This is a genomic window from Streptomyces lucensis JCM 4490, assembly GCF_014650035.1.
Taxonomy (GTDB): domain Bacteria; phylum Actinomycetota; class Actinomycetes; order Streptomycetales; family Streptomycetaceae; genus Streptomyces; species Streptomyces lucensis.
In genome coordinates this window covers 179885-192233 of the sequence record NZ_BMUE01000008.1, presented here as the reverse complement: position 1 = coordinate 192233, position 12349 = coordinate 179885, and the positions used below count along the sequence as shown (strand labels likewise).

12 protein-coding genes and 1 pseudogene are annotated in these 12349 nt (G+C 67.2%); 9 read left to right on the top strand and 4 right to left on the bottom strand.

Translation table 11 applies throughout. The features are described from left to right. Window positions 1–117 precede the first annotated feature (117 nt). On the top strand, window positions 118–1281 hold the full coding sequence (locus tag IE177_RS19975) for an NAD(P)/FAD-dependent oxidoreductase (RefSeq protein ID WP_229816159.1): 1164 nt from the start codon (window positions 118–120) through the stop codon (window positions 1279–1281). Window positions 1282–1587: 306 nt separating this feature from the next. Here IE177_RS19975 and IE177_RS19970 read toward each other — a convergent pair whose 3' ends face one another. Beyond that, the gene (locus IE177_RS19970) at window positions 1588–2328 is read right to left on the bottom strand and encodes a helix-turn-helix domain-containing protein (protein WP_190016689.1); all 741 of its coding nucleotides are present in this window, start codon (window positions 2326–2328) and stop codon (window positions 1588–1590) included. Window positions 2329–2868: 540 nt separating this feature from the next. Here IE177_RS19970 and IE177_RS19965 point away from each other — a divergent pair. Continuing rightward, a complete protein-coding gene (locus IE177_RS19965; protein ID WP_190016688.1) occupies window positions 2869–3903 on the top strand; it encodes an ATP-binding protein in 1035 nt (344 codons plus the stop codon). Window positions 3904–3979: 76 nt separating this feature from the next. Beyond that, complete coding sequence (locus tag IE177_RS19960) at window positions 3980–4897, top strand: phytoene/squalene synthase family protein (protein WP_190016687.1); 918 nt, start codon at window positions 3980–3982, stop codon at window positions 4895–4897. Window positions 4898–4974: 77 nt separating this feature from the next. Here IE177_RS19960 and IE177_RS19955 read toward each other — a convergent pair whose 3' ends face one another. From IE177_RS19955 to IE177_RS19945, 3 genes and pseudogenes are all read right to left on the bottom strand, one after another. Continuing rightward, window positions 4975–5496 (bottom strand): hypothetical protein, encoded by a 522-nt coding sequence (locus IE177_RS19955; RefSeq protein ID WP_190016866.1) that lies wholly within the window; start codon window positions 5494–5496, stop codon window positions 4975–4977. A 75-nt stretch (window positions 5497–5571) separates the two neighbouring features. Then, window positions 5572–5995 (bottom strand): annotated as a pseudogene (locus IE177_RS19950) (leucine zipper domain-containing protein); the annotation flags it as partial. A gap of 86 nt (window positions 5996–6081) precedes the next feature. Beyond that, window positions 6082–6762 (bottom strand): hypothetical protein, encoded by a 681-nt coding sequence (locus IE177_RS19945; protein ID WP_190016686.1) that lies wholly within the window; start codon window positions 6760–6762, stop codon window positions 6082–6084. A gap of 181 nt (window positions 6763–6943) precedes the next feature. On the opposite strand from IE177_RS19945, the gene IE177_RS19940 reads away from it, so the two are divergent. From IE177_RS19940 to IE177_RS19915, 6 genes are all read left to right on the top strand, one after another. After that, window positions 6944–7417, top strand: coding sequence for a hypothetical protein (locus IE177_RS19940; protein ID WP_190016685.1), 474 nt, complete (start codon window positions 6944–6946; stop codon window positions 7415–7417). A gap of 578 nt (window positions 7418–7995) precedes the next feature. Next, window positions 7996–8847: a putative RNA methyltransferase gene (locus IE177_RS19935; RefSeq protein ID WP_190016684.1), complete on the top strand. Its 852-nt coding sequence runs from the start codon at window positions 7996–7998 to the stop codon at window positions 8845–8847. A 168-nt stretch (window positions 8848–9015) separates the two neighbouring features. Then, window positions 9016–9666, top strand: coding sequence for an alpha/beta hydrolase family protein (locus tag IE177_RS19930; protein WP_190016683.1), 651 nt, complete (start codon window positions 9016–9018; stop codon window positions 9664–9666). Window positions 9667–10007: 341 nt separating this feature from the next. Continuing rightward, the gene (locus tag IE177_RS19925; RefSeq protein ID WP_190016682.1) at window positions 10008–10541 is read left to right on the top strand and encodes a GNAT family N-acetyltransferase; all 534 of its coding nucleotides are present in this window, start codon (window positions 10008–10010) and stop codon (window positions 10539–10541) included. A gap of 326 nt (window positions 10542–10867) precedes the next feature. Further along, the gene (locus IE177_RS19920) at window positions 10868–11074 is read left to right on the top strand and encodes a cold-shock protein (protein WP_190016681.1); all 207 of its coding nucleotides are present in this window, start codon (window positions 10868–10870) and stop codon (window positions 11072–11074) included. Between the two features lie 142 nt (window positions 11075–11216). After that, a complete protein-coding gene (locus IE177_RS19915) occupies window positions 11217–12065 on the top strand; it encodes a class I SAM-dependent methyltransferase (protein WP_308431579.1) in 849 nt (282 codons plus the stop codon). The last annotated feature ends 284 nt before the right edge of the window (window positions 12066–12349 follow it).

The following is a 12349-nucleotide window of genomic DNA, read 5'->3' as shown; positions in this document are numbered from 1 at the left end:
TTAGCGGCTCGTGTTCTTGCTGACCACACGGACGAAGTAATCGTTATGGAATCCGATGGCACAGACAGTGCCGGACAGGGCGCGCCACACCGAAGTCAACTGCACGCGCTTCTTTCCATGGGGGAAACGCAGTTGAATCGCTGGTTCCCCGGCATCACTGAAGACCTGATCAGACACGGTGCGCAAGTAGGGTCAGGACCGGCCATCCAGTATTACGTCGATGGAGTACTCAAAGCCTGCGTTCCAGACAGCATGATGCTCGGCGCCACACGACCGTTCCTCGAGGACCACATGCGCCAGCGTGTTGTGGCCCTGCCCAATGTCCAGGTGCGCGCAGCCCGAGCGACTGGCTTGCTCTTCACCGGGTCGCGCGTCTGCGGGGTCCGCTTCCAGCCGCGCGACAGCGTGACGTTGTGTTCCGGCAATGAGGAATTGGACGCGGATCTGGTGGTGGATGCTATGGGCCGGTCCAGCCGACTCGGCACCTGGCTGCGCGAGCATGGATGGGACGAGCCACCACTGGACCGGATGCGAGTTGACCTCGGATATGCCACTGCCCTATTCCACCGGGGTCAAGAACTCCCCGGTACGGTGATCGCTCATGCCTCACCAGGCCCGTCCACCGGCTATGAGCAGCGTCTGAGCGAGCCGGGTGCCTTGACGGCCGTGGAAGCGAACCGGTGGTCGGTTGTGATCGCCGGCTACGGTGAATACAAGCCTGACCGCGATCCTGTCGAGTTCCTGCGCCGTATGCGGCGATGCGTCGCACCCCTCCGCGAGGTCGCGGGCAACTGTGAGCTCGACGGGGACATCCAGACGTTCCATTTCCGTGAGAGCCGGCGGCGCAACTTCACTCGTCTCAATCGGTTCCCCGGCGGCCTCCTCGCAGTCGGTGACGCTGTGGCATCGGTGAACCCCGCCTACGGCCAGGGTCTCACCCTGGCCACGCTTGCGGCGTCGTCGCTATCGGCTCATCTGCGGGCGGGGGCATCGCCCCGGGTGCCGGCGTGGAACTACTTTCGACGGCTCGGTGTCGTCGTGAACGCAGCATGGCAAGTGTCCACAACTGCGGATCTCGCCCAACCGCATGTGACTGGGCCCTACCCGCGTGGCTACCGGATGATCCGATGGGCTGGTGACAAGGTCCTCGAAGCATCCGTCATCGACACGGCCGTCAACGCGGAGTTCATGGCTGTGGTGAACATGCACAAGCATCCCCGCGCTCTCGCCAAGCCTCGCACGCTCCTACGGGCCGCACGGGTGCTGGCGACGCGGCGTTGACAGCTGCGCTTTGCAGCGTGATCGCATCGCTGGCACCCTCAGGAGTGACAACGAGCACCGTGACCGGCTCGACCAAGGCATGGGGCGAGTCGAGTGCGGCAGATAGCGAAGCAACGAGGCGCCCGCGCCGAGGGTGCGAGATGTCGAACGAGTCCCTCAAGGGCACGGGAGCCTCGTGCGTTGCGCTCTCTCGTACAGCAAGCACCGTCACCCGTTCGGCGGCCACGCTGAAATGCTCATTGACCGAGGCGAAACGTCTCGCTGTCTCGACCTGGTGACGCAGGCGTCGCACGAGTACCGCCGGCTCTAGTGAGCCGGGCGGTCGGTGGGGGAGTCGCTCTCCGCTCGCACAAGGCCAAGCAAGTCCTTGATCAGTGGAATGATCCGGCGCCGACTTTTCGCCGGCAGTGACAGCATCCTGTCAGCCAGTTCCCTGACTTCGGGATCTTCGGGCTCTGGCTCGGGCTGGCTCAGAGCCGCTTGCAAAGCCGAGCGCAGTTCCTCGCCGAGCCGATCAGAGGAGGTGCCGGGGGCGAGGGTACTGCGCAGGGCAAGCTGGGAGATGCCCTTGCCCTTGAGGAGTGCGACATGCGTCAGCGACTCGTGGACGGGCTTCAGCGACCTGTACAGGGCCTGGCGCTCCGTAGCGGTGAAGAAGCCCGGAGGCACAGCGAAGAACCGTTCGAGACCGGCGAGCACCGTGAATCCTGGCTTGCGTTCGCCGCTGAGCAGGTATCCGACTTGCCCGTGTGAGATGCCTGCACCCGCCGCGATCTCGTCGAGGGTGTAGCGCTTGCCCCCCGCCTTCACACGCGTGTCGCGCAAGAAGACGAGCCGTTGCCTGAACACGTCTTGCAGTTGCTCGGGCTGCGCTTCCTCGCCGTTGAGGAGTGCGTGGACGCGCTCCACTGGTATGCCGGCCTGATAGGAGATGCCGTCCAGGTCGATGGCGTCGCGATCCATGCCGAGCAGGGAAAGCAGTTCATCGATGGCTGTCACGATCGCTGAAAGCTCGTCTGGGTGGGGCGCGTCAGCGGCGGCATGCATGGCTACGTCTTCCCCGGCCTGGTAGGCGATCGATCAGGCCGTGTGGTTCAGCCCTCCTGAGGTTAGCTGGCATGGGCACCCTTCGTCACCTGGATCGACCACAATCGTGGCAGTCAACGCGCTGACCGCTGTCTTCGCGGCGTCTATAGACGTTGAATTCAACAATAGTTGACAGTAGACCTATCGAGGTAGCCCTGCGGTGACGTGACGATCGGCGGGCAGGTGGGGGCACTGCAGCGGCGCCTCCACGATTGTGGCGAAAGATGAGTGGACCGCCTCCATGGTCTCCACTATTGTTGACAAGGTGACGGGGGAGGGCCGCGCTTGCCGTGCGCTGGGAGCCGAGCACGTCTCTGCTCGTCAGTGCGTCGGCATCCGTCGGCGGAGCAATGAGGTTGGAAGCGTTCCGCGCCGATGCCGGGGCGGCCAGGTGGACATCTGTCGCCCGAACCGCTCCCCGACGCCGCCGGCTTCGACAGAGGCGCGGCCGCCGTCACGAGCCGATCCAAGCAGTATGGAATTCGCGGAGGGCGCCCCCGTATGACGTCACACCCCTTCACGCCGACCGGTGTCGCCGACGTGCCAGACGTGCCCCGCTCGAACGCATCCTTGAGCGCGTGCAGTGATCTTGGAAATGTCCGCCGCGCCTTGTCCCGGCACAACGTCTCCCAGCCGCGCTGGGCAGAAGCAGCCGATGCTGGGGCCGCCGCCGCCCATGCGGACACGATCGGATACCCCGTTGCGCTGAAGTCGCAGGCAGGCGTCGGCACAATGAGCGTGGCGGCCTACAGCCGTGCGGAAGTGCTGGACGGGTACGACCGCATGATGCGAGATGCCTCGAGTCGTCACGGCGAAGTGGTTGTCGAGGAACTCCTGCACGGTGCTCGCATCCGAGCGGAGACGGTCTTGCTGCCCGACGGCGACGTATGCATCGCGGCCATCACCCGAACGACTCCCGGAGAAGCAGGCCTGCAGGCCTCGCGCCACTGCGTCTACGCCCACGACGCCTTGCTTCACAACCCTGTCATACGACGGCTGGTCGCCCGCACCCTGCACGCCCTCGGCTTGAGGCCAGGCGTGTTTCGCATAGGGATGCAACTGACCCTTCGTGGGCCGCGCATCACCGACGTCCAGGGTCACGCACCCGACGATCTCACTCCCGTTCTCGTCAAGACAGCTACTGGCATTGACCTCCTGCAAGTGGCTGTGGACGTGGCCGCGGGAGGAACGCCGGGACTGACCCCCAAACGGCAACGGGCTTCCGCCGTCCACTTCGCACACGCTTCAGTAACAGGTCGCATCGAGCGTATCGCTGTCACCGTCGGACCCGACTTACAGCCATTCCTCGAACGCGTCGTCCAGCTGAAGTATTCAGGCGACCACGTGGTCGCCATGCCTGAATCGTACGAATCCGACGCGTTGGCCTACGGGGTCGTGGTCGGGAGCAGCCCGTCAGACTGTCACACCGCGTTGGACCGACTGGCACAGGCTCTGTGTGTCGACATCGCCCCTTCAGCCACCGCCGGCCAAGGGGTCAGACGGCTGGCGTGGCAAAACCGGTCGACGGGCCTGTGACAACGGACGCCCCGCTGACCATCAGTACGGGACCGTAGTCGTCAAAGACTGCGGGCAGCCCGCCTAGCATCGCATCATGAACACATGGACCAGGTGCCTGAACGCTGCGGGTATCCGTGAGCCGCGGCAGCGGGAGGACTACGACGCTCAGCGCCAGATGGTGTCGCGCTTCCGTCGCTCGTCATATGTGGCAGCCCAGATGTTGCTGCCACGGCCGATGCTGCCCCATGTGGTGGCAGTGACCGCCCTGATGCACCACGGAGACAACCTTCTCGACACCGGGCCCAAGGACGTGCGAGCCGCACGGTGGGCAGCATGGAAGCAGCAGGCGCGGCAGGTTCTGGAAGGGGAGACGAGTGAAGACCCGCTGCTCCGCACTCTGGCTCACACAATCAAGACGTACCCACGACTCCTGCGGCCGGTAGAGGAGTATCTGTCCACGGCGGAAGCTGAGCTCCACTGCACCGGGTTCCTCGACGAGGCCGACTACCAGGCCTATGTCGATTCCTATTCGCTGCCTGCCTTCATGCTGATCGCCGTGCTGCTGGGGCCAGATGGTGATGACAGGCCGTACAGAGCGGCGTGCCGGACATTCATCGACGGCAGCCAGCGGCTGGACTTCGTCAACGACATCGCGGAGGATCTGCGGGAAGGAAGGCTGGGTATCCCGGTGAAGACTCTGGAAGACTTCTCGGTAAGTCCGGAGGACCTGGCCGCCGGCCGAGATACCCCGGCTGTCCGCGACTTGCTGCATCACCAAGTGAACGAGGCACGCACCGCCCTGCAGACAGCCAAAACGCTTCCCCCGCTCACGCCGGCTCCCTACCGCGCGCTGGTCCGCGCGATCGTCGAACTCGAACTGCTCACAGCTGAAGCCGCTTCGGCGCGAGGTGCCGGTCTGCTTCGCGGCTCGGCAACGCCACCTCTGATGAGCACGCTACGGTTGCTGCTGGGCGCGCGACGCAAGGCGCGCAGGGTTAGCTGCCCGGTGTGAGCGCAAGGCCCGGCATGCGTGTGGACAGGCCGTGCCACGAGTTCCTCGCCGAGTCGAGTGGCTGTGACCTGCGGTCGTCATGCGGAGAGATCCACGTTCCATTCCTCAGGCAGATCGCTGCCACAGAAGACGCAGACGAAGTCCTCCTCGCGCACGACGTTGTGTTCCTGGCAGTCAGGGCACCGCCGGAACACCACCTCGTGGGTGAATCCGGTCGGCCGCTCGAGCTCTACGCTGTCCAGAGCGCGGGCTACTTCCGACCAGGAACTGACGTCCGGGCAGTACCCGGTGGAGTGATTGCTGACCTCGTCCACCGTCCACCCCCCTGCCTCACGGGTGAAGCTGATCTCACCAGCGCCCAGAACCATCGCTGCGTCGGCACAGTCCACGTGCTCACTCCGCCGCGGCGCCAGCCGAAGCACACCATCCGTGCCGACCACGAAGGTGAAGGGTTCGGCCAGTTCCATTGGCGATCGCTCAGCGACCCAGCTTACGAAGTCAGCCGCTGAGCGGATCCGGCACCCGCCGCTGCCTGGTCGGACCGCAGCCTTCAGCTCGACCGGTCCGACATATCGGTAACTCCGCCCCCGCACACGCATGCTGGCCAACCTAGCCACACGGCCGAGCAGTGCTGTCCGACAGGCCGGTGACGCGGCTGGCTGGTGTGTGGCCGTCTCCTTGACGTCGATGTGGACCAACTCGCCGGGCAGGGCCAGTTCGTAGCGCGGATCGGCTCGCCGGTGGCCAGGGGGGTGGCGGCCAGGGCGGGCAGGCCGTGCCGGGCGAGGATGCGGTGGGCGGTGGAAACAGCGACACCGGTGCGGGCGGCCGCCCGCACCGGCCCGGTCCGGCACTCGCGCCGCAGCCGCACGACCTGCTCTTCGACCGCGGCGGGTGTCTGGCGGGGGCTGTGGTGAGGGCGACTGGAGCGATCGTGGATCCCAGTCGCGCCCAGCAGCCGGTAGCGGCCGGCCCACCGGGCGGCGGTGGCTGACCGGGAAGCGTTCCGCGGCCCGCCGCAGCGGCCAACCGTCGTCCACGACACACCGCCAGACGCAGCCTGCCGGTCGGAGTCAACGGGGCAAATCGCGGTGGCACACGAGAGCCTATTGGCAGCCGGCGGTAGATGTCGCCCGTGGGGCGGCAGACGCAGTGGTCCCGCCGTGTCTACCGCCTCCGTGGGCTCACTCGCAGCCGTGCTGCCAGTTCCATCCGACGAACGTGTGCTTCAGATTGACGTCGAAGGTGCAGGTGGGCGTGCCGTCGGCGGTGAGCTGTACCGAGGAGTGGTGGGTGTTGGCGTACCACTGGCCGGTCACGTCAAAGATGCCCTTGTAGGTGAAGTCCGCGTCAGCGACGGCGTTGACGACTGCACAGTCCGTGGCGCAGTCCTGCTTGCTGGTGGAGGACTTCAGTGACCAGCCGGCGTCCCACGGTTCGCGGTTGAAGCCCTGGGTGGCGGTCGTGGCTGCGGTGCGGATCCGGCCGTTGTCGACGGTCCAGTCGGACGTGGTGTACAAGCCCGTCATCCGGATGTTGCAGCAGTCGTACATCTCGTTCCAGCTGCGGACGTGACGGGTGGCCGGGTCGGTCGCGGCGAGGGAACGCGTTGTGGTTGTGGTGGCCGATTCGGTGGCCGGGACGTAGCGCACCGGGCCCTTGCGCGGGGCGCAGTCGGGCCCGATGGTGACGGTCTGCCGCACGGCCATCCCGGCGGGCGGCACCGGCAGGGACCCGGTGAGCCGCACCCCGGCGCACGAACGCGCTGAGTCCGTGTTGTCGGTGGGCGCGGCGGCGGCCGTACCCCCGAGAAGAGATATGACGCCGACGGAAGCCAGCGCGGCGCAGAGGATTCCCCTCTTCAATTTCTCGTACCTTCCCTCGACTTCTGTGAGACGAGAGGGTAAGCGCCGAACGCGTGTGTCATGGGGCGGCGGTGCCAGAGTTGGCAGGAAGCTGCTGAGAACTGGCAGCAGGCAGTTGCGCGGGAACCTGAGTGACGTCAAGGAAATGTCGATCGTAGGCTCTCGGCGAAGGGCAGGTGCGGTGGACATCACGGTGCAGTGGATCAAGACGTCTTGGACGAAGCAGTCTCGGGGCGGGGAGTTCGCGGCCCGCAGGAACGCTGTGCCGGTCGGCTTCGCGCTGCCTCAGATGCCTTACGGATTCGCCCACTTTGTCCAGATGTCCGAGCGCGACGACTTCGAGCCATATTCGAGTCAGAAAGACCTCCGCGAGATCGATGTCAGCCTGCGGGACGAGGGCGACCGTCTCCGAGTGCTCGTTCGTGTGGAGCCGCTCTTCGGGTTGCCACCTCGGCCGCGCAGGCCGCCGGCAGTTCGACTGCTTCCCGGGCAGTGGGTCCGCTGGCAGTTGAACTACCGGTTTAGCAGCGCCCTGGGAATCCGCGGGTGGTCGTACTGGCTCGACACGTTCAACATCGCTTATGGCCCCGTGGACCGGGATGCCTTCCTGTCACAGCCGACCGCTATCGTCGATGAGTGCGGACCAGTTCGATAGAGCAGGCGGTCACCGACCTACCAACGAGCACGCCTAGCGGTGGACGGCCACGTAGAGCGGGCCGAAACCTCGAAGTCCCGCACTCTGCGCTCGCTGGTGCTGTGACCGCATAGGTTCACCGGGTTGGTGGTTCGAGCGGTTGGATGGGCGGCGACGGTCCCGTCCGACCGCTGCACGGCGAGGGGCCGAGTCTGCGCAGGCACGCAGAAGAATGAGGAAGGTCGGAAGCCGCAGCAGACCGTGTGCCAGGGCAGTGCCGACTCGATACGCGATCGCCGGGCGATGAAGCCGCTGGCGTCCGCAGGCGGGCACCGGGACCAGGCCGTGTCCGCCAGCTTCGGCGGGTATGAGGGGCTGCGCCGAAGCTCGTACACTCATGGCGTGGCATTCATGAGCACCCCGCACTGCTGCTTCCTGTGATCGGAAGGCATTGAGGGCGATGTCCACCGACATCGCCCTCCTCGGTGTGCCTGTTACGCGAACCATTTTGACGGCACTGCCCGTTGCCTTCTGAGGCAGTTGCCATCTTGCGCGTGCAGGCACGGTCTCTTCCCTTTCAGCCGTGCCAGGAGTGCCTCGTGCCCGTGTTGCTTCCCCCTGCCCTCGAACTGTTCCTAGACCTGCTGCGCTGCCCGACGTGCCGCACGCGCCGCCTGCACCCCGACCGCGGCACACTGCGGTGTGCGGCGGGCCATGCCTTCGATATCGCCCGCCACGGCTATGCCGGCCTCCTGACCGGCACCCGTGCCACCAGCGGCGACGACGCGGCCATGGTCCAGGCCCGTGACCGCTTCCTGGACACCGGCGGGTACGCGCCCATCCGCCAGGCCGTGGCCCGTCTGGCGGCCGACTCCGCGCCGGATCGCGGCACGATCGTCGACGTCGGGTGCGGCACGGGCTACTACCTGGCCGGCGTTCTCGACCAGCTGCCCGGCGCCCGAGGTCTGGGCCTCGACACCTCGGTGCGCGCGCTGCGCTCGGCAGCCCGATCCCATGACCGGGCCGCCGCGGCGACCTGGGACGTCTTCCGTCCCTTCCCACTGGCCGACGAGGTGGCCGACGTGATGTTGGACGTGTTCGCCCCGCGCAATCCAGCCGAGTTCCATCGAGTACTCCGTCCCGCTGGCCGACTGATCGTGGTCCGTCCCACCGGGCGGCACCTGGCCGAGCTGCGCGGCCGGGTGCCCGCGATGGTCACCATCGACCCAGCCAAGGAACAGCGCCTGCACCGGGCGATGGACCCCTACTTCGAGGCCGTCGACACCGAACAGGTGGAGTACCCCCTGGCCCTGGCCGCACTGGAGGCCCTGGACCTTGTGGGGATGACGCCGAGCGCGCGCCACGTGAGCCATGCAGAGCTGAACTCCGTCGGTCTCCTGCCCGACCGGGTCACCGTCTCTGTGCTGGCCACCGCCTACCAGCCTCGGTGACCACGAGCGGGCGCACGCGCCTGCTGGCCGACGCGCAGCGGGCACCCCCGGCGCCCTGTCTTCCCCTTCGCAAACCGCGATCTGCTGCGCGCTAATCTGAGGCCCCAACAGAGCGTGGAGTGAACCGTGGGCCGTCTTCGAGGACTGGCGCTGTAGCGAAGGAGCGAGATGCAGGCACTGACGCTTGGTCCCACGAACCATGAGCGCGTCGTGCTCTTCGCGGCAGGAGCGAGCGGCGATCCCGATCGTCACCGGCCCCTCCTGGAGCACCTGGCAGACCACGGCTGCCAGGTCATCGCGCCTTACTTCGAGCGCCTTGACGCGCGGGCGGCGACCACCGCTGAGCTGCTTGCACGCCCGGTCGGACTGGTCGAAGCGCTTCACCGACGGGCGTCTGCGGACGCGTCCGTTGTCATGGTCGGTCACTCCATCGGTGGATGGGCCTGCCTTTGTCTCGCCGGTGCGACGCCCTGGGGACGGGACGGCAAGCCACTGGATGTCCCACGAGAGCCACGCGTCGGCCGTCTCGTCCTGTACGCGCCCGCTGCCGGCTGGTTCGCCGCTCCGGGCGCCTTGGACGGGGTGACAGCGCCGATGCTCGTCTATGCAGGAGAGAGAGACACCGTCACGCCCGTCGAGCAGGCCATCCGCTTGACGAGCGCGTCAACCGAGGTCGACCTTCGCGTCGTGCCGGGGGCTGGTCACTTCAGCTTCATGCATACGCCTCCGCCCGGCACGGTCGAAGACGAGGGCTTCGACCGCGCTCAGTTCCTCACCGACCTCGCACGAGCGACTGCGGAGTTCGCCATCGCGTCCTGAGGTGACGTGACACGCCGTTCGGACGCTGGTGCGGACGGCGTGGTGTCGTCAGGGCTGTACGGGGACCGACGAGCGTCATGGAGCCGTTCCAGGAGTTGTTCGCTGCCGCCGCATCTGACTGGATGCGCGCAGCCCCTGTGTTCCCCCGGCTAGTAGCCCGACTGGCGAGGACGGCAGTTCCGCCGGCGAGGCGGCGAACCGGAACCCCTGCCAGCCACGCATCGCAGTGCCTAGGTGGAGAGCGCGAGCGCCAAGGCGCGCATCCGACGCCGGCAATGTTGCTGCAGCGCCGGCGAACACCGGATTTCCGGTGAGGTGGTTGCCTTCGGCAGGATGGGCGCATGACCGAGATCCGCACACCCCGTCTCCTCCTGCGCAACTGGCACGACGACGACCTCGTGCCGATGGCGGAAATCAACGCGGACCCGCGGGTGATGCGCTGGACCGACGACGGCTCGGTGCGAGACCTGGACCACACGGCCGAGGACATCGAGCGCTGGGAGGAGGAGTGGGACGAGGACGGCTTCGGGCTCTTCGCCGTCGAGCTGCTGGCCTCGGGGGAACTGATCGGCTTCACGGGACTGTCCGTGCCCGCCTTCCTGCCGGAGGTGCTGCCCGCCGTGGCGATCAGCTGGCGGCTCGGCGCGCAGTTCTGGGGCCAGGGATACGCATCAGAGGCCGCGCACGCCACGCTGGAGTTCGCGCTCCAGGACCGCGGCCTGGACCGTGTCATCAGCATCAGCCGGGTGGGGGACAGCGCCTCCGAGAACGTCATCCGCAAGCTCGGCATGGTGCCCGAGCGGGAGACGGCACACCCGGTGCACGGCTGCCCTTTGCGCGTTCACGCCATCGACCTCACCGAGTTCCAGGCATGAACCGGCCCGGGCCGACGATCAACCGAAACAGCCAGTCACTGTCCCTACGCCCTCCGAGCACTTCGATCGCGACGGCACGCCGGCTCGAAGGCGAATCCCCGTGACTGCACCCTAGGGCAGGTAGCAGGCGCGCCGTGCAGGTCGGCGGATCTTGGGGCTGTTTCTCTGTGGCGTCAGCCGTGTGCGGCGTGTAGCGTCATGGTGGTTGTCGTGGTTCGCCGTTCATGCCCGTGCCGCCAGGTGCGGGCGTTTTGCTGTGCGGCGTGCTCAGGGCAGCCTTCGCGGGTCTGCACGGTGCGGACCCGGCTCGACCGAGAGGTATACGCATGGCCAGCGGGACCGTGAAGTGGTTCAACGCCGAGAAGGGCTTCGGTTTCATCCAGCAGGACGGCGGGGGCCCCGACGTCTTCGCGCACTACTCCAACATCAACTCTTCCGGCTTCCGTGAGCTGCAGGAGGGCCAGTCCGTGACCTTCGACGTCACGCAGGGCCAGAAGGGCCCGCAGGCGGAGAACATCACGGTCGTCGCCTGAGCCGGCGCCTGATCCCGGCCCTCCGGTCCCCGAAGGCTGTCTTCGGGGACCGGAGGGCCGGGCGACGTCACCCCTTCGCCACCTTCCCCGCCTGTCTCCACTCACCAGGCCTTCTTGAGAATCGATCGTCTAGGCTGGCGCGGTGACTGATGAGCAGCAGCGGGTGCAGCCGTCGGGAGTGTGGGCCACAGCGGTGGGAGTGGCCAGGGTGCGGGCGCTGGAGACCGAGCGGGAAGATGCTCTGTTCCGCGACCCGCTGGCACAGGCTTTCGCCACCGCCGGCGGCCTGTGGCCCTCCTCGCCGCCGCCCGATGACGAGGCCGCGCGACGCCGTCGGCTGGCCGTGTCGTTCTCCATCGTCATCAGGACGAAGTTCCTCGACGACCTGTTGCAGCAGGCCTCCGCGTCCGGTGTCCGGCAGGTCGTGCTGCTCGGCGCCGGCATGGACAGCCGGGCCTTCCGGACGGACTGGCCCGAGGGCACCCGGCTGTTCGAGGTCGACACCGCCGCCCCACTGGACTTCAAGGCTTCGGTGCTGCGCCAGGAGCGGGCCGTCGCACGCTGCGAGCGGATCACCGTCGCGGTGGATCTGCGTGAGGACTGGCCAAGCGCGCTGGCCGCCGCAGGGCACGACCCGACCGTGCCGACCGTGTGGATCGCCGAAGGACTGCTGATCTATCTGACCGAGGACGCGGTGGAACTGCTGCTGGCCCGGATCAGCGCGCAGTCGGCGGCAGGCAGCCGGATGGGGCTGACGTTGGGCTCACGCGGCGTGATCGAGCGCTTCGGCGCGGACGCCGTGCCGGGATCGGCTGCGTCCATGTGGGTCTCGGAGATGCCCGACGACCCGGTGGGCTGGCTGGCCGGGCACGGCTGGGAGGCCGACAGCCACACCCTGCGCGAGTGCGCTGCCGCCTACGGCCGCCCGATCAGCACCCCGCCGCAGCGCGAGGAGCGGCCCGGCGGACTGATCGCGGCGCTCCGCCGGTAGAGCACCTCCCGTCTCTAGGGGTCACCATGATTCGGCCTGCAAGAACAGTCTGATCACCTCCACGAAGATGCATATGGAGAAGCCCAGACAGGCAAGCCACAGTCCCCACAAGATCCAGCGGGCCGTTCGTCGCACAGCCACGAGGCGATCATCCTCGCTCCTGGCGCCGTTGTCGGCCGGTTTCACAGCCACGCGCGCAGGAGCGGACGTTGCCCTGACGCACTAGTTTGCCCCTGTTCCCCTTGAGACTCCGCGCGCACCCGTCAGACGGGCACGCATCGGGC